The sequence below is a fragment of the Acidiphilium rubrum genome, from assembly GCF_900156265.1.
Classification (GTDB): domain Bacteria; phylum Pseudomonadota; class Alphaproteobacteria; order Acetobacterales; family Acetobacteraceae; genus Acidiphilium; species Acidiphilium rubrum.
This window is the reverse complement of sequence record NZ_FTNE01000011.1, coordinates 71608-88947: the sequence shown is the minus strand read 5'-3', so window position 1 is coordinate 88947 and position 17340 is coordinate 71608. Positions and strand designations below refer to the sequence as shown.

General features: G+C 65.1%; 13 protein-coding genes. 4 read left to right on the top strand and 9 right to left on the bottom strand.

What is annotated here, in order from left to right:
- Positions 1-5: 5 nt before the first annotated feature.
- The 5 genes from BW994_RS09985 to BW994_RS09965 are packed head-to-tail and all read right to left on the bottom strand — an operon-like array spanning position 6 to position 6661.
- Positions 6-1109: an ABC transporter substrate-binding protein gene (locus BW994_RS09985; RefSeq protein WP_029311915.1), complete on the bottom strand. Its 1104-nt coding sequence runs from the start codon at positions 1107-1109 to the stop codon at positions 6-8.
- Positions 1106-2869: a hydantoinase B/oxoprolinase family protein gene (locus BW994_RS09980; protein ID WP_029311914.1), complete on the bottom strand. Its 1764-nt coding sequence runs from the start codon at positions 2867-2869 to the stop codon at positions 1106-1108. The genes BW994_RS09985 and BW994_RS09980 overlap by 4 nt, the downstream gene beginning before the upstream one ends.
- Entirely contained in the window at positions 2866-4965 is a 2100-nt protein-coding gene (locus tag BW994_RS09975) for a hydantoinase/oxoprolinase family protein (RefSeq protein WP_245594121.1), read from the bottom strand. Before BW994_RS09975 ends, BW994_RS09980 begins: the two co-directional genes overlap by 4 nt.
- A 5-nt stretch (positions 4966-4970) precedes the next feature.
- Positions 4971-5279, bottom strand: a complete 309-nt coding sequence (locus tag BW994_RS09970; RefSeq protein ID WP_029311912.1) for a cupin domain-containing protein — start codon at positions 5277-5279, stop codon at positions 4971-4973.
- Positions 5279-6661, bottom strand: coding sequence for an amidase (locus BW994_RS09965; protein ID WP_035228907.1), 1383 nt, complete (start codon positions 6659-6661; stop codon positions 5279-5281). The genes BW994_RS09970 and BW994_RS09965 overlap by 1 nt, the downstream gene beginning before the upstream one ends.
- 456 nt (positions 6662-7117) lie before the next feature.
- On the opposite strand from BW994_RS09965, the gene BW994_RS19215 reads away from it, so the two are divergent.
- Both BW994_RS19215 and BW994_RS09950 read left to right on the top strand, forming a co-directional pair.
- Positions 7118-8005: a hypothetical protein gene (locus BW994_RS19215; RefSeq protein WP_139334065.1), complete on the top strand. Its 888-nt coding sequence runs from the start codon at positions 7118-7120 to the stop codon at positions 8003-8005.
- 55 nt (positions 8006-8060) lie between these two features.
- Entirely contained in the window at positions 8061-9197 is a 1137-nt protein-coding gene (locus BW994_RS09950) for an alpha/beta hydrolase (protein WP_081849082.1), read from the top strand.
- Between the two features lie 442 nt (positions 9198-9639).
- Here BW994_RS09950 and BW994_RS09945 read toward each other — a convergent pair whose 3' ends face one another.
- On the bottom strand, positions 9640-10305 hold the full coding sequence (locus tag BW994_RS09945; RefSeq protein ID WP_076454528.1) for an endonuclease/exonuclease/phosphatase family protein: 666 nt from the start codon (positions 10303-10305) through the stop codon (positions 9640-9642).
- Positions 10306-10425: 120 nt separating this feature from the next.
- On the opposite strand from BW994_RS09945, the gene BW994_RS09940 reads away from it, so the two are divergent.
- Positions 10426-11850, top strand: a complete 1425-nt coding sequence (locus tag BW994_RS09940; protein ID WP_245594119.1) for a phospholipase D-like domain-containing protein — start codon at positions 10426-10428, stop codon at positions 11848-11850.
- 560 nt (positions 11851-12410) lie between these two features.
- On the opposite strand, the gene BW994_RS09935 is transcribed toward BW994_RS09940, so the two are convergent.
- Positions 12411-13685, bottom strand: coding sequence for an amidohydrolase family protein (locus BW994_RS09935; protein WP_029311905.1), 1275 nt, complete (start codon positions 13683-13685; stop codon positions 12411-12413).
- Positions 13686-13980: 295 nt separating this feature from the next.
- Here BW994_RS09935 and BW994_RS09930 point away from each other — a divergent pair, with 295 nt between their 5' ends.
- Positions 13981-15432 (top strand): NCS1 family nucleobase:cation symporter-1, encoded by a 1452-nt coding sequence (locus BW994_RS09930; RefSeq protein ID WP_051657340.1) that lies wholly within the window; start codon positions 13981-13983, stop codon positions 15430-15432.
- On the opposite strand, the gene BW994_RS09925 is transcribed toward BW994_RS09930, so the two are convergent.
- Both BW994_RS09925 and BW994_RS09920 read right to left on the bottom strand, forming a co-directional pair.
- Positions 15390-15623, bottom strand: coding sequence for a hypothetical protein (locus BW994_RS09925; protein WP_029311903.1), 234 nt, complete (start codon positions 15621-15623; stop codon positions 15390-15392). The genes BW994_RS09930 and BW994_RS09925 overlap by 43 nt on opposite strands.
- A gap of 27 nt (positions 15624-15650) precedes the next feature.
- A complete protein-coding gene (locus BW994_RS09920) occupies positions 15651-17207 on the bottom strand; it encodes an amidase (RefSeq protein WP_139334064.1) in 1557 nt (518 codons plus the stop codon).
- Between the last annotated feature and the right edge of the window lie 133 nt (positions 17208-17340).

The window sequence follows — 17340 nt, the reverse complement described above, 5'->3', positions numbered from 1 at the left end:
CGAAATCAAGTCCCGACGGTCCAGATCGCGTCGGCCGTCGCGACATCGGCGGGAAAGATCGTGTGCCATGCGCCGTGCTGATATTGCTGGATCACCGGGTTGCCCAGAATGTTCTGGCCCGTCGCGTCGAACTTGATGCCTTTCCAGGGCATGATGGTCTGATTGCCCGGAATGTCGGTGGTTTTGAGCGCGGCCTGCAAGGCGGTGTTCTTGGTCGAGCCGGCCCGGTTGATCGCATCGGCCAGAACTTGCAGCGCGGTGAATTCGCGCGCCGAGAGATCGTCCAGATCCTTGCCCTTGGTGCCCGATTTGTACAGCGCGTTCACCTTGGGAATCGCCGGGCGGGTTTTCTCCGCATCGCTCGCATAGCTCGATCGGCTCATCACCCCTTCCGCGAGCGGGCCGACGGCGGCGATGAAGGCGGGGTCGATGAAGCCGGCATCCTGCGCCATGATCGCCTTGGGCGTGTAGCCGACATTGTGCATCGAGCGGACCAGCAGGATGGCATCGTTGGTATACGACGAGGGCATCAGCACATCCGCGTTCGCCGCCCGCAGCCGCGCCGCCTCGACCGCGAGCGAGGGGGTGCTTGCCTGATAGGCGATATCGGTGGGCGAGGGCCGGAAGAACCAGGTGAGTCCCTGTTCGCTGAGGCTGGGTGCCGAATTCTCCGCCGAGATATAGGGAACTTCGTAGCGGTTGCAGATCTGGCTGATGGTGACAGCGGTGGCACTGGTATAGCTGCCGATGATGGCGACCACCTTGTCCTGCGTGATCAGGCGTTCCGCCTCGCTCTGCGCGATCTGCGGGCTGTTCTGGCTATCGGCGAAGATCAGCTTGATCTTCGCACCGCCCAGCGCCGGCAGGCCGCCGCCTTGGCCCAGCAGCATCGGCACGTCGTGATGGCCGTTGATGATCGCGGCGGCGGTTTCGAGCGCCACACGCGCATCATTGCCGATGGGTGCGGCGTTGCCGCTGAGTGGATAGACCGCGCCGACCAGAATGTCGGGTGGCGCTGCGGCAAGGGCGGGGCCGGAGGTCAGTGCCGCGGCGCCGACCGCGGCTCCCAGCACGGTGCGGCGTCCTACGGCTGGTGTCTCAATCGTCATGGGGCTCGATCTCCTTCGATCATGCTGCGCAGTGAACTCGTTTCATCCGGATCGACCGCGCCGGACGGGTCGATCGCGACTTTGTAAACCAGGCGGGCGGCCTCCCGCGTCACCATGCCATCATGCACGTCGGCAGCGACATGCGCAGGATCGCGCAGCGCCGGATCGCCCATGCCGCCGCCGCCCGGCAGGTCGAGCCGCAGGCGCTCGCCGCGCGGAATGATCTGCAACCCCTTGGCCCGCAGCGCGGCACCCGAAACCAGCCCGACCCGGCCGGCCGCGCCGTCATGCCCGCCATCGCGCCCGCGCGGCGCATTGTCGATCCGGTCGAAAATCGCGTTGCAGGCGAATTCCTGATCATCGCGCGCGCCGATTTCGATGATCTGGCCGAGACCGCCGCGCATCCGCCCCGCACCGCCGGAGTCGGGGCGCAACTCCTTGCGCCAGAACACGATGGGCGCGACCGTCTCGGTGATTTCGACCGGCATGGTCCGCACGCCGGAAGGAAACGCGGTCGCGTCCAGCCCATCGAGCCCGGGGCGCGCGCCGGTGCCGCCGGAATTGAAGGTGATGACCTCGAAATCCGGCAGCGGCGCGTGGTTCGGCTGAGCCGCATCCGCATCGTGCCCTGAGACCAGCGCGCCGCCGCGTAACGGCGGGTTCCACAGGCAGGAAGACCCCTCAGCCGCGACCCGCCCGGGAATTGCCTGATGCAGGCAGCCCATCATCAGATCGGGCAGCAACTGGCCGATCACGTGGCGCACCGCGACCGGGCGCGGGTGCGGCGCGTTCAGGATACAGTCATCGGGGATCACCATCCGGAACGGTTGCAGGCTGGCCCAGTTGTTCGGAATGTCCGGCGCGATCACGATCTTGATGCCGAAACACGCATAGGCCCGGGTATAGGCGGCGGGCACGTTGATGCCGCGTGACGAAGGTGCCGAGGTACCGGCGAAATCGACCGTGATGCTGCCCTCATCCACCTGCAACGTGGCCGCGAGGCTGATCGGTGCCTCGTAGCCATCCGAATTGATGCGAGCGCGATAGGTTCCTTGCGGCACCGCCGCGATCGCCGCCTCGGTCGCGCGCAGGCTGCTCTCGAAAATGAAGTCGGCCAGCGGCTCCAGCCCATCGAGGCCGAATTCATCGAGCATCTGGTTGAGCCGGCGGGCACCGGCATCGTTGCAGGCGCACAGCGAATAAATATCGCCTTCGAGTTCGACCGGCAGCCTGGTGCCGGCGCGCAGGATATCGAAAAAAATCTCGCTCGGGCGGCCCTGTTCGAAGCAGCGTACGATCGGGATGAACAGACCCTCCTCGAACACCGAGCGCGCCTCCGCCCCCATGCCGAGGCCGCCGACATCGATGACATGGGCGGTGTTGGCGAACAGCCCGATCATCACGCCGTTGCGGAATGCCGGCGTCACCACGGTGAAATCATGCAGATGGCCGGTGCCGAGCCAGGGGTCGTTGGTGATGTAGTGATCGCCCGGGCGCATGGTTGCGGCGGGAAATTTGCGCAGGAAATGCCCGACGCTCTCGCTCATCGCGTTCACATGGCCGGGCGTGCCGGTCACCGCCTGCGCCAGCATGCGGCCGGCGCAATCGAACACCCCGGCGGAAAGATAGCCCGCCTCGCGCACGGTGGTGCTGAACGCGGTGCGGATCATCACCTGCGCCTGTTCCTCGACCACCGCGATCAGCCGCCGCCACATGATCTGCTGGCGGATCGCGGTGAGTTGGGCCGCTTCGTCGCTCATGCCGCGCCATCCCGCACGAGGTCGATCCAGCCCTGCGCCATCACCATCCCCGACCAGCCGGGGCCGAGCAGCGTCGAGGTTTCGCGCTCCTGCACGATCGCCGGCCCGCGCAGCCGCGCGCCCGGGGCGAGGGCCGCGCGCTCGTAGAGCGACCAATTCGATTCCCTTCCATCGAAACTGTCGCGCACCAGGCGATGCCCGATGGGGCTTGCATCGTGCGGCGCCGGCTCGACCGGGCGCGCTGCCCCCTCGTCCATGATGGTCTCGATCGAGACGACGTAGCTGATCATCTCGATCGCCGATCCCGGCACCGGCCGGTCGTAGATGCGCGCATATTCGGCCTCGTAAGCATGATGCAGGGCGATGATATCAGACGCATCGAGGCGGCGGGGCGGCAATCGGACCATGATTTCGTGCCCCTGGCCGACGTAGCGCATCGCCACACTCCGCGTCTCGCGGACCGGTGCGCCGAAGCGGCCGGGTTCGACCGTCGCGACCGCCTCGCGCTGCATGGCGTCGAGCAGGGCGTTGACCAGGTCGAGATCGAGATGATCGAGCCGCTGATACAGGCTGCGCACCACCTCGTAGCCGACCGGTGCGTGCAGAAACCCGATCGCGCTGCCCACCCCGGCGTGGCGCGGCACCAGCACCCGGTCGATCCCAAGTTTTTCGGCAATCCGCGTCGCATGCACCGGGCCGCCGCCGCCGAACGCGATCATCGTGCGCCCGGGCAGGCTGGTCGCCGCATCGATCGCATGGGCGCGCGCCGCATTGGCCATGGCTTCATCGACCGTCTCGAGCACCGCCAAGGCGGCCATCCCATCGCTCAGGCCGAGCGCCGTGCCGAGCGTGCGGCGCAGCGCGAGCCGCGCGGCATCATCGTCGAGCCGCATCGCCCCACCCGCGAAGCCGAGCGGATCGTAGCGGCCGAGCACCAGATTGGCATCGGTCACGCAGGGCTTCGCGCCACCCCGCCCGTAGCAGGCGGGACCAGGATCGGCCCCGGCGCTGTCCGGCCCGACGGTGATGCGCCCGAGCGGATCGACCGCGGCGATGCTGCCGCCGCCGGCGCCGATCTCGACCATCTCGATCACCGGAATCCGCAGCGGCAGCCCCGATCCCTTCATGAACCGGCCGATCCGCGCCACCTCGAAACTGCGCGCGGTGGTCGCCCGGAAATCATCGATCAGGCAGAGCTTCGCGGTGGTGCCGCCCATGTCGAACGACACGACCCGATCCAGCCCGGCGGCCTGCGCGATCCGTGCGGCGAACAGCGCACCGCCCGCCGGGCCGCTTTCGACCAGCCGGATCGGAAACTGCGCGGCGGTCTCGACCGTGGTCAGCGTGCCGCCCGACAGCATCAGGAACATCGGCGCGGCAAGCCCGCGCTGGCGCAGCCCGTCATCGAGCCGGTGCAGGTAGCGCGCCATCAACGGTTGCAGATAGGCATTGGCCGCGGTGGTCGAAAACCGCTCCCACTCGCGGATTTCCGGTGCCACCACGGAGGCGAGCGAGATCGGCAGATCGGGCCACGCCGCCGCGATCAGCGCGGCCGCGCGTTGTTCGTGCACCGGATTGGTGAACCCGTGCAGAAACCCGATCGCGAGGCTTTCAACCCCCGCCGCCCGCAGGCGCGGCACCAGATCGATGACCGCCTGCTCATCGAGCGGGGCGAGAATCCGCCCGGCATGATCGATCCGCTCCGGCACGGTCAGGCGCAGATGGCGCGGGATCAGCGGTGCCGGCAGCGTGATGCCGAGGTCGTACTGGTCGTAGCGGCTCTCGTTGCGCATCGCCAGCACATCGCGGAACCCGGCGGTGGTGATCATCGCGGTGACCGCACCCTTGCGCTCGATGATCGCGTTGGTCGCCAGCGTCGTGCCATGCACCAGCAGATCGATATCTCCGGGCGTGATCCCCGCGCTGTCCAGCATCGCATCGAAACCTTCGAGCACGGCGCGCTCGGGTGCATCCGGCGTGGTCAGGATTTTCGCGGTAGTGACCACGCCGTGGCGGCGCAGCGCGAAATCCGTGAAGGTGCCGCCGATATCGACGGCGAGCCGGGTCTGATCCGCCTCACCCAAGGGCGGCGGCACGGCGGTCAGGACGCGTCACCCCCGGTCCGCTTGGTCTCGATTTCAATGAACACGAATTCCCCTTCATTGTCGTTGATCACATCATGCTCGACCCCGGCTGCGCGGCTGTAGCTGACCCCGGCGGTGAGGGCGGCATGGCGTTCGGCACCACCCGGCTCGCGCAGCAGCAGCCGCCCGGTCGACATCGGCACGACCACGTAATCGAGCCCGTGGCGATGCCAGCCGGTCGCGGCACCGGGGGCGAAGCGCCATTCGGTCACCCTGAATATGTCGTTGTCGATCTGCACGGTCGGCACGGCGGCGGGGCGGGTCATCACAAGGCTCCTGTCGGGACTGAAATTGTGGGCAGCGCGCCCTGCGGGGCCAATGCAGCGGCCAGCCCCAGCACGGTCCGATCATCACCCCGCGCGCCCACTATCTGCACACCGATCGGCAGCCCACCCGGCGACATGCCGCACGGCACGACGCAGGCCGGTGCCTGCGCCAGATTGACCGGAAAACTGAACCCGGCCCATTCGGTCCAGCGCGTCATGCCGCGATCGGGCGGCACTTCGAGCCCGGCCGCGAACGGCAGAACCGCGGTCGCCGGCGAAACCAGAGCATCGAACCGCGTCATCAACGCATCGAACGCCGAACCATAGGCCGCGCGCCTGCCACTGGCCGCGATGTAATCCGCCGCGCTATACCCCGCGCCGATCGCCGCGATGGCGCGGAACCCAGGGTCGATCGCGCCATGCGCGCTCTCCGGCACCGCCCGCAGCCGCGCCGCCGCACCGGCGAACCACAACACCTGGAACATCCCGAGCAGGTCTTCCCCCGGCAGGCGCACCGGCTCCAGCACCGCCCCCGCCGCCTCGAGCCGGTCCAGCACGGCAGCGAACGCCGCGCCGATCACCTTGTCGACCACGCCTTGCGCCGGCTCGGCCCACACGCCGATGCGCCGACCCGCCAGATCGCGCGGCGCCTGCCCGGCACTCGGCGCGTAGCCCTGGGTGTTCTGATACCAATCCCGCAGATCCCGGCCGGACATCGCATCGAGCATCAGCGCGGCATCCTCGACCGTGCGGGTCATCGGCCCGATATGCGCCACCGTGCCGAACGCGCTGGCCGGATAGGCCGGCACCATGCCGAACGTCGGTTTATGGCCGACGATGCCGGTGAACGCGGCCGGAATCCGGATCGACCCGCCGCCGTCCGAGCCCAGATGCAGCGCGCCCGCCCCGGTCGCCGCCGCCACCGCGGCACCGCCGGACGAGCCGCCCGGCGTCAATGCCTCGTTCCACGGATTGCGCGTGATGCCGGATGAAGGGCTGTCGGTCAGCGCCTTCCAGCCGAATTCCGGCGTGGTCGTCTGCGCGAACAGCACGCAGCCGGCCGCCCGGAGCAATGCCACCGCCGGCGCATCCTCGGTGGGCGTCTGCGCTGGCGCCAGCGAGCCATAGCGCGCCGGCCACCCCGCCACCCACACGATATCCTTGATCGTTGCCGGCACACCATCGAGCGGCCCGAGCGGCGCCCCGGCCCGCCAGCGCGCTTCGGACTGTTGTGCGGCTTCCAGCGCGCCCTCGTGGTCGATCAAGGTGAACGCATTGAATTTCGGCTGGATCTGCTCGGCCCGCGCCAGCGCGGCACGCGTCGCTTCGACCGGTGAGAGATGCCCCGTCCGGAATGCAGCGGCGAGGGCCGTGGCCGACATAAGGCAAACCGCATCGGCGTCATCAAGTGGATTTGCATGGGGTTTCAATGCGCCGGTGATATCCATTCGTGTGAAGATATCCCCGTCTCGATGCCGCTCAAGCTGCCGCAATCGCCAGACCCGCCTCGATCTCGGTGGCACCGGCCCCCGGACGGATTGGCGGAGACACGGCAAGCATTGCGACAAGACGGCACCGGCTCTTGATCCAGCCCGGATATTCCACGGTTGTCGTCGCTGAAATCGCCATCGTCGCGCACGCTGCGCATGAAAACATCGCTTCTGGTCGGACAAAGTCTGGTTTCGTGGACCGGCGTCGGTCAGATTATTGGATTGGCGGGGAATCGGCCCCAGCCAATCATGCAGGTAACGTTAGACCGAAATAGGCCCAAACAGAAAATATATTTTTCAAGGCGGTTCATGCAATTTATCGCTTGAATACGCAGACACCATTCCGGATTGCGTCACCGGTCAATCGGTCGATCAGGCAATTGCGCTACATCTGCACCATGGCCCAGCACGGCCGCCGAGCACGCCGCCAGCACCCGCCTGTTCGATCGCCGCACGGCAATCGGCCTCGCGTCCACGCCGAGCGGGCGCAGCTTCGTCCGTGAGGCTCTGGCCCTGCTCGCGCGTGCGGATGCGTTCGATCGCGCGGTCAAGCAAAAATCATCCGGCATGCCCGCGCATATCAGCATCGGCTGCTTCGAACCGTTCGGCGCGATGTTCATGCCGAGCGTGATCCGCCGCTATCTCGACATCATGGGACCGGCGGAAGCCTCCCTACGCGAAGGTGAACACGCCCCGCTCGCCAACTGGCTGGCCACCGGCGCGGTCGACTTCGCCCTCGCCAGCGACATCGGCGCCGACCTCGGCCAGAGCAGCACGCCGATCTGCCGCCTGCTCGCAGCGCAAGCGCCAGAGCCGGGGCCGACTTGCACGCTACGGCATCAGGACAAGCGAAGCAGGTCGGAACACTGGGTTCTTTGCGATCCCACGACCCGCCAACTCATGGTGCACACGAGCAAGATCAAGCGCAGCAACAACTTCGTCGCTCGTTTTGAGCCGCGATGTCGGCTGTGCAGTCCAAAGCCGGGGCAATCGGCCGAGCGAGTGGTCCTGGTCGACGACAACGGCCCAATCCGTACCAGCGCGATCTCAAGGCGCATCATCTCACCCACCAAACCTGCGCCCGCGCCATCGACCAAGCCATCCATAACGCCGTCCAGGCACTCAACTCAGCGCGCATACCGCGTCAGTTCGCCAACTAACGAGTCTCTGTCTAGCCCGAACCGACATCACCCGTCCCACACAAAAACGGTTGGCCAATCACGCGCGATGCGATAGCGTCGCGCCAAGATGCCTGCTTCGGCGCCGCCACAAGAATACAGGGGGAATGTTAATGAACCATACCATCACTACGCGTCGCGCGTGCGAACCCACGCCGCTGGCCACCACCCCGAGCCGGCGCCATCGCGCCGGCTGGCGCGGTGCGGTACTCTGTGTGGTCGCCGCCCTGGCCATCACCCCCGTCGGCGCACGCGCCCAGACCACCCCGGCACCGGGTCCGCGCGATGTGCCCGCCAAGATACTGCCGGTGCCCTATGCCGATATCAGCCCCGGCATGCAGAAACTGATCGCCGCTCCCCTCAACCCAGCGTGGAACGACCAATGGAAGACCGGCGCCGAGGCCCGCGCCTTCGCCAACCAGCAGGCCGCCGGCGTCGTGAAAACCATTCCGGCCATGCTGGCCCGGTTGCACGTGACGATCAAACCGGCGGTCATGGCCGGCGTGAAGGTCTTCATACTGACCCCGCGCACCATCCCACCGCAAAATCGTGGCAAGGTGCTGATCCACGCCCATGGCGGCTGCTATGTTCTGTTCCCCGGCGAATCGGGCACCACCGAAGCGATCATGATGGCCGGTTTCGGCCACTACAAGGTCATTTCGGTCGATTACCGGATGCCACCGCAAGCTTATTTTCCCGCTGCCCTCGACGATGTCGTGACGGTCTACAAGCATGTCCTCAAAACCACCCCCGCCAAGGACATCGCAGTGTTCGGAACCTCGGCCGGCGGCGCGCTGACGCTCGAGATGGTGCTGCGCGCGCGCGCGGAAGGGCTGCCGCTGCCCGCCGCCATCGCCCCCGGCACCCCGATGTCCGATGCGACCAAAACCGGTGACAGCTTCTACACCAATGAAAAAGTCGACAATGTGCTCGTCTCGCGCAACGGGTTCTGCCAAGCCGCCACCATTGTTTACGCTCACGGTCATGATCTGAAAGATCCCCTGATCTCGCCGGTCTATGGCGACCTGCACGGATTTCCCCCGGCGATCCTGACCACCGGAACCCGCGACCTGCTGCTGAGCAACACGGTGCGGGTGCATCGCAAACTGCTCCGGTCCGGCGTTCCCGCAATCCTTGAGGTGTTCGAAGGCGAATCCCACGCCCAATACCAGTTCGACGACCGCCTGCCCGAAACCAAGGAAGCATTCACCGAAATCGCCACCTTCTTCGGCAAATATCTCGGCCATTGACCTGCGCCGACCACCTCGGCAGGGCCGAGCGCCGCGTGATGGCGCCAACCGTGGCATGCCTGACGCCGGTGCTGCGTGGATATGCCGCGCTCTGCACAGATTGGGGATCGGCTCGTCGCGCAAACACCAGTCGCCGTGAAAGACACTGTCCGAAGTGTGCAGCCCACATGGGCGTCGACCGGCTGGATGGTTGCGAGCCTCCTACTGCCACGTGATTTTCGCCAAGATATCGACGCGACCACCAAGCGCAGAGTGCGGGCCGGTGAACTGCTGAACGGCGAAGGCAGCGACACCGTGTGGGGCTGGCTTATGCTGGCACAGGCGAGGCTTGAGTGCAGTGCCCTGCCAGTCGACCTGCGACGGAGACGCGATCGAACGTAGGTGCTGCGACGTCAGTCCACGGGCAGCCGCCCGAGCCACGGCCGCTGATCGCTCCGATTGCTTACGGCCGAGATAAAGACTCTCGGGCGAGCGGGATCGGTGCGGGGTCCGCCGGCTGTGCGATCGTGTCCAAGGTCAGTCTGATACGAATTGGATGATGATCGGACATGCCGCGTCGCAGAACGCCGGTTTCAGTCCCGTGCACGGCGCGAACCATGCAGCGGTCCAACCGGAACGGAATGACGCTGCTGGCGCGGCAGGTGGTCTGGCGGGGTCCGATATCGCGAAAGCCGGACAGTCTGATGGGCCCCACCGCGTTGTAGTCACCGATGATGGCTGCCGGTCCGGCGACATGACGGGAGATGTAGCGAAGTTGCAGCCGGTTCAGCACTTGTCCATGTGAGAGATGCACGTTGGCGATCGTCATGCCGTCCATGCGGATGAGTTGCGCGAGGCGCGGCGGCACCCGGCCGGGAATGACCGATGCCGGCAGGCGCAGCAGCGCCGGTTCCGCGAAGCAATGCCGGCTCCACGCGGCGACGCCGTAGCGCCGCCCCGGGAACGGTGCGCGGAAATACCAGCCGCCGCAAAGGCTGCGCAACGCCGCCATGCCTTCGGTCGCTTCCTGCATCAGAAGGAGATCGGGTTGAAACGCCTCGATAAGCGCTGCCACGTCGCGCGGTTCGGCGCCGACGCGATGGAGCAGGTTCCAGCTGATGACACGCATAATCGCCTCCCGTCGGTCGCCGCATCATCGATCCCGACAGTGCCGCCTATCAGTTCACGTGATTTTAGGATAGAACAGTTACGATGGCCCCGGGGCCTAATCATATTTGGAACAATTACTTTGCTGCAATCAATGTCAACATTCCTTTTTTTGACTCATATTGCTGTCGCATCGGTGGTAACTTGTCATATTTTGCTACGTAAATCAAATGTACGGGCCGCGATCGGATGGATCGCGGTCGTCTGGCTCACATTGGTTATCGGAATTTTGCTCTATCTGTTGTTCGGGATCAATCGTGTTTCACGGCGGGCGGCGCGGCTGTCCCGGGTCCCGAAGCCGCCCCACGGCAGGCCCGTCGTTTCCGTAGCCCCTGCGACGCCGGTGCATATCCGAAAACTCGCCGCAATCGGCCAGCAGATCACCGGAATGTCGCTGACGGCAGGCAATCGCATCGCCGTTCATCATGGCGGCGAGAAGGCATACGGCGCGATGATCGACGCGATCAACGGGGCACGCCACAGCATTGCAATGGCTTCTTATATTTTTCGATATGATGCAGTCGGACACCGCTTTGTTGAGGCGTTGATCGCGGCACGTGACCGCGGTGTCGCGGTGCGGGTGCTGGTCGACGGAATCGGCGGCGGCTATCTCCGCGATCCGACTTTCCGAGCCTTGCGCAACGCGGGTGTATCCTGCGAGCGATTTCTGCATAGCTGGATGCCGTGGCGAATGCCGATGTTGAACCTGCGCAACCACAAGAAGCTGTTGATCATCGATGGGGTGACCAGTTTTACCGGCGGCTTGAACATTGGTGACGAGAATTGCGGCCCGACGACCAAGCACGGCAGGGTGGACGACGTTCACGTCGGTATCTGTGGGCCGGTCTCGCGACAATTGCTGATTAGTTTCGCCCAGGACTGGACGTTTACGACTGATGAAAATCTGGAGGGTGAGCGCTGGTGGCCGGATCTGTCACTGCATCAGACCGGCTTTGGTGCGAGTTTGGCGCGCGGTATCCCCTCCGGCCCTGATGCCGATGTCTATCACATCGAAACGGTACTCGGCGCGGCGTTGGTCCTTGCTCAACATCGGGTTCGAATCGTCACGCCGTATTTTTTGCCGGACGACCAGTTGCAATTTGCCATCGAGCAGGCGTGTTTGCGCGGCGTCATCGTGGAAATCGTGATCCCGGAACATTCAGATCACCTGTTCATGGACTGGGCGATGCGGGCTCAAGTTCGCGTCTTCAAAGAGATCGCAACGACGATTTCGCTCGGCGCCGCCCCGTTCAGCCACGCGAAGCTGCTCACCGTCGATGGCATCTGGAGCCTGGTTGGAAGTACCAACTGGGATACGCGAAGCTTGCGCCTCAATTTCGAATTTGACCTCGAGTGTTACGACTCCGTCGTGTGCGGTGAACTCGATGCTCTGATCGATGCCAAAATCGCTTGCAGCCGAACGTTGACGGATCATGAACTTGAGGTGGTGCCGGTCTGGCAACGTATCTGCCACGCGGCCGCACGGTTGCTGCTGCCGTATCTGTGATCGTCGCGTTTGCTCTACCCTTCGGTATGCGAGGCACGGCGACGGATGCAAAAGTCTGACAGGCAATCCTCAGGTGTAGCGGCCTATAGCACGATGACATCGGTCTCACGCGGTTGGGAGGATTCCAGCGCGACTTGAACTGTGATCAAAGCTGATCGCCGGGTGTGGCGGCCAGCATTGGGTGGCCAATCCCCATTCGATGGACGTTCGCGAGCGCGCTGTGTGTGCGGCCTTGACCGGTGGAGGAAGGTACATCCGACCAGAACTGTTTTGGCGTGTCGGATTTTCCTGATTCGTCGAAGATTGTTACAGTTAAAATAGTTTCTGGTAAAGATTGGGTATATCGGCGAACGCTGTATACAAATACCGTAGAGTATTCGCACCGATAGAATTATTCGGGGTGGTGGACTTCTTTGCCCACCGAATAGCTGTCGCGCGATCGTTCTTACCCCCAACCCCGTCTGATGCATATACGCCGCCTGCGCGTGGCATCAGGCCACAGAGCGAGCGATCGGCGCAGCAAACAGCGGCGGCGCGTGCGTCGCGGATCAGCTTGGCAGTCACTCTGCAGGCATTGATGCTGACCCGCGTTTGCGGTGGATGACGCACGCCTGTGTCGCGGTCACGCTGACCCGCCCATCCTTGATGACGAACGCGCGGAGCGGCAGATCGGCAAGCATGGCCGCGGCGTCCATCGTGTCGAGAATGATCAGATCAGCCCTCGCGCCTACCCGCAGCCCGTAATCCGCCGCCAGGCCCATCGCGCGCGCGGCGTTGATCGTGCACATGTCGATGACATAGGCCTGATCCGCCGCCGTCCCGAACTGGCCGGCATGGGCGAGCAGATTGCCGATCAGCATCGGGTCGGCCTTGCCGAACGGGGTGAAGGCGTTGCGGATGTTGTTCGAGGAAAACGCGACATTCACGCCCGCATCGCGCAGCCGGCGGACCGGCGTGAGGCCGCGCCGGGGGCTGGCGGCATCGCCGCGGCCACCCAGGTAGAGATCGGTCGCGGGCAGGCTCACGATGTGGATGCCGGCTTCGGCCAACCGATCGATGACGGGCGCGGCGGCGTCCGGCATCAGCGCTGCGAGGCTGGTGACATGGCCGAGGGTAACCCGGCGGTGCCAGCCGGTTTCAATGGCACGGCGCGCGATCAGTCCGGCGGTTGCGAAGCGTGGATCGGTGGCATCGTCCGCGAAATCGGCGTGCAGGTCGAGCGGCGCGCCCCAGCGCGCGGCCAAGTCGAACACGCGGTCGATATGCGCCGCCGCATCGGCCGCGCTCGGTTCGACATAGGGGCAACCGCCGATCACATCGGCGCCGAGGCGCATCGCCTCGTTCAGCAGATCGAGCGTGGCGGGCGCCTTGATGATCCCCTCCTGCGGGAAGGCGACGATCTGGATATCGAGCAGATCGGCGTATTCGGCCTTGAGTTCGAGCGCGGTCTCGACGCCGATCAACCCCTGGATCGGGTCGACATCCGGATGGGCGCGCAGCGCGGTGACACCATGCATCACCGCCATGTCGAGCACGGCGCGCGAGCGTGCCAGGACATCGGCGCGCTGCTGATGGCGCTTGAGCTCGCCGGTGATGCGGATCGCCTCGGCCAGCGTGCCGGTTTGCGCGGGCATCCGCCGGTCGAGCAGCGCCTTGTCGAGATGGATATGCGGCTCGAGCAGGCCGGGCAGGGCGACGCGGCCGGCGGCATCGATGATCCGGGCGGCCGGGGCGGTGATGTCCGGCTCGATCGCGACGATGCGGCCGCCGGCGATCGCAAGATCGACCAGCACCGGGTTGTCCCGGATCGATGCCTTGCGGATCAGCAGGTCCATGAAAGTCCCGTACACTGTGCGAGCATATGCTTATTTATTAAGCGACAATTGACTGCGATCACATCTAATTGAAGCGGTCGGTGCGGAGTCCGATATTCGAGCCAAGCCACTCTGATGTCCTTTCGGGAGGGTTCGTCCTGATGCGAGCGCCTGGCGTGTATGCCTCAGGCGACGCTTGCGCAGCAAATGGCGCGGCGGGCGGCACGGATTTTGCGGGGAACGCGTTCAGCACCCGCGACGGACCACACATGGCACGGGATTTGCTGAACGTCGCCCAAACCAGAAAGGGTCCCGCATGTCCGTATCTCAGGCTGTTTTGCAGGATATCGACGATTATGCCGGCAGTGCCGCCGATGGCAGCCTGTATAACGCCGATCTGGCGCCGGTGCCGCTGGCCAAGCGTGACTGGACCTGGGTGAACATGTCCACCGTATGGATGGGCATGGTGCACAATGTGGTGGCCTATGAAACCGCCGCCGGTCTGATGGCGCTGGGCATGAACGCCTGGCAGGCGCTGGGCGCGACGGCGATCGCCTACATGTTCCTGTTTTTCGCGATGTGGTTCAACGCGGTGTCCGGCACGCGGTATGGCCTGCCGTTCTGTGTGCTGATCCGCTCCTCGTTCGGGCCGCGCGGGGCGCAATTGCCGGTGGTGCTGCGCGGTTTCATCGCGATTTTCTGGTTCGCCGTGCAGGCCTATGCCGGCAGTGAGGCGATCAATGCGATTCTCGGCACGCTGTGGGCGCCGTGGACCGCACTGACCACGCCGTTTCTGGGCATGGGGCTCAATTTATGGGTTTCGGTCGGGCTGTTCTGGGTCCTGCACGGGTGGATCGTGACGCATGGCGTGCACCGGATCCGCAATTTCGAACTCGTGGCTGGGCCGCTGGTGATCCTGGTCGGGGCAATCGCGACGATCTGGGGCTTGAAGATCGGCCATGGGCTTGGCCCGCTGTTCGCCGAGCCTTCGCATCTCAGCGGGATCAAGGGATTTCTGGTCTTCGCCGGCGGCGTGACCGGGCTGATCGGCGTGTGGTCGACCTTTGCGGTCAACATCCCCGACCTTTCACGCTTCGTGCGGTCCGAGCGCGATCAGGCGCTCGGGCAGTTGATCGGCCTGCCGATCACCGCGGTGGTATTCACCCTGATGAGCGTGATCGTGACCTCGGCCACGGTGCTAGCGTTCGGCAAGCCGATCTGGAATCCGGTCGATCTGCTGATGGCGATCCACAACCCGTATATTCTGGTGCTGGGCGGCGTGACGATCATCATCGCGACGCTGTCGGTCAACGTCGCAGCCAACATCATGCCGGCCTGCTATGATTTGATCAACCTGTTTCCGCGCCACCTCAATTTCGCCCGCGCCGGCATGGTGGTGCTGGTGATCGGCCTGATGTTCGCGCCCTGGCTGTGGTTCAAGAACGCGAACAGCATCTTCCAGGTACTGGGCGCGATCGGCGGGCTGCTCGGGCCGGTGACCGGCATCATGCTCGCCGATTTTTTCCTGGTGCGGCAGCGAAAATACGACGTCGCGGCCTTCTATCGCTACGACGGCGCCTATGCCGCGAGCGGCGGGTGGAACGTCGCCGGGCTGAGCGCGATGGCGATCGGCGGCGTCGCCGCGCTGAGCGGATTGTTCATCCCCGGGCTGGCGACGCTGTATGCGTTTTCCTGGTTCATCGGCGTCGGCGTCGGCGCGGTGGTTTATGCGGTGATGTCACGGATGATGTATCCGGTCCTGCCCTGACCGCCATTGGCGGTCGACCACTTCAGCGCATCGTCGATCAAGGCCAAATCGGCCGGACGGCCCCGGATCGAGGGGAAGACCAGCAGCGACGTATTCGGCGTGTGGGCGACCTCGATCTCGTTGCCTTCGGGCGAAAAAACCCTCCACTCGATGTTCAGAGTTGACCGATACGCCCTGGGCCGGGCCTGCATGACCCCGCCCGGTAGCCGCGGCGCAAGTCAGTTTGTTGAAAGAATCGGAGTCGATCGGTGGTGGGTCGCTGTTTCGTAGTCATAGGCGAGCGCGAGCAGGTCGGCTTCGCTCCACAGCGGGCCGACGAAAATCAGGTTGAACGGTGCGCCGGACGGATAGGCGCCCGCCGGCACCGTGACGCCGGGTAGGCCGGCGATGTTGATCTCGCACACGGTCGTTTCATGGATGGTTGCCGCGCCATGCAGAGCGGGCAATTCGTCGCGCATCTGGGGAAACACCAAGGCGTCGAGGCGTGCCCGCGCCATCACTTCGGCAAATATCGCAAGATAGGCCTCGCGCGCGGCGAGGAAATCAGACAAGTCCGGGGACGTTTCCGGGTTCGCGAGGCAGGCCGCGAATTGCGGCAACTGGTGCATCATATGCAGCACACCACCGGGTCCGAACGCGTCCTCCGCCGCCGTGGCAGCCGCGAATTCGGCGAAGGTGCGCAGGGCAGCCGACGGGCCGAGTCGCTGCAGGTAGAGTTGCAGATCATAGGCCACGCTCTCCATGCCGCGCGCATCGTAATGGTCGAGCCCACTGACCGGCCGGCCGATCGCGGCAAAGCCGGAACCCGCGAAGGGATCAGCAACAAGGGTTGCCCCACGCGCTTCGATCTCCCGGCCGGCACGACGGTACAGTTCCGTGCAATCCTCCGAGAGCGGCCGGTCACGCCAGCCTGGCCCATACAGCCCGAGTCGCTTGCCCGCGAGCGCTTTCGGGTCGAGCTTCGAGGTATAGCCACCTTTCGGCCGATGACCGATGCCGGCAACCGTCTTCGGATCAGCCGCTATATAGCCGGCGAGAACATCGAGCGTCAGAGCGGCATCGCGCACGCAGCGGGTGATCGGCCCGACCACGTCCCGTGTGCTGCCCGCCAGCGGCACGACGCCGGCGTTCGGGACCAGCCCGAAAGTCGGTTTGATGCCGACCAGCCCCTGGGCGGACGCGGGGTTCTGGATCGAACCACCGGTTTCCTCGGCAAGACCCAGAACGGCAAGGCTCGCACCCACGGCAGTCGCGGTGCCCGCGCTGCTGCCCCCGGGCAGGCGGTCGGGCATGGCAGCATTCAACGTGGGACCTGCCCAGCTGTCGTTGGCATGGCTCCCGGTCGCACTCAGGATCGGCACGTTGGTCTTGCCGAGGATGACGCAGCCGGCTTGTCGCATCCGCGCGACCACGGGAGAGTCGGTCTCGGGAATGAGATCGACACCACCGGCCTGGGCGCTCAGGAAACGCCAGCCCGCCGTGGTGGGAAGCCCGGCCATGTCCATGGTGTCCTTGACCACCACCGGTACACCGGCGAGCGGCCCCAGGGCTTCGCCGTTCGCGCGGCGCCGGTCGATGGCGCGGGCATCATCGAGCGCGTGCGGGTTCATCACGATCAGCGCGTTGTAGCGGGGATTGTAGGTCGCGATCCGGTCCAGAAACGCGGTCGCCAGCGCCTCGGCGCTGACACCGCGGGCAAAAGCGGCCGCCACATCGGCCACAGTCATTTCGACAAGATCGAGTTCCGGGCTGATTCTACGTTCAATATCCATCATGGCAGTTGGCCTTCATCTGTTTCACCGGCATAGGCAGTCAGCATCGAGGTCATGCCGATATCCTCGACGGCAGATCGATTGATCGGCCCGCGCGGCGTTCACATCGCATCGGCGGATATGCATTTGCCCGGAC

Coding starts and splice junctions, on each gene's coding strand:
- BW994_RS09930 (WP_051657340.1), top strand. CDS start 13,981: ATGTCCGTATCTCAGGCTGTTTTGCAGGATATCGACGATTATGCCGGC.
- BW994_RS09980 (WP_029311914.1), bottom strand. CDS start 2,869: ATGAGCGACGAAGCGGCCCAACTCACCGCGATCCGCCAGCAGATCATG.
- BW994_RS09945 (WP_076454528.1), bottom strand. CDS start 10,305: ATGCGTGTCATCAGCTGGAACCTGCTCCATCGCGTCGGCGCCGAACCG.
- BW994_RS09965 (WP_035228907.1), bottom strand. CDS start 6,661: ATGTCGGCCACGGCCCTCGCCGCTGCATTCCGGACGGGGCATCTCTCA.
- BW994_RS09925 (WP_029311903.1), bottom strand. CDS start 15,623: ATGCAGGCCCGGCCCAGGGCGTATCGGTCAACTCTGAACATCGAGTGG.
- BW994_RS09920 (WP_139334064.1), bottom strand. CDS start 17,207: ATGATGGATATTGAACGTAGAATCAGCCCGGAACTCGATCTTGTCGAA.
- BW994_RS09970 (WP_029311912.1), bottom strand. CDS start 5,279: ATGACCCGCCCCGCCGCCGTGCCGACCGTGCAGATCGACAACGACATA.
- BW994_RS09935 (WP_029311905.1), bottom strand. CDS start 13,685: ATGGACCTGCTGATCCGCAAGGCATCGATCCGGGACAACCCGGTGCTG.
- BW994_RS09985 (WP_029311915.1), bottom strand. CDS start 1,109: ATGACGATTGAGACACCAGCCGTAGGACGCCGCACCGTGCTGGGAGCC.
- BW994_RS09950 (WP_081849082.1), top strand. CDS start 8,061: ATGAACCATACCATCACTACGCGTCGCGCGTGCGAACCCACGCCGCTG.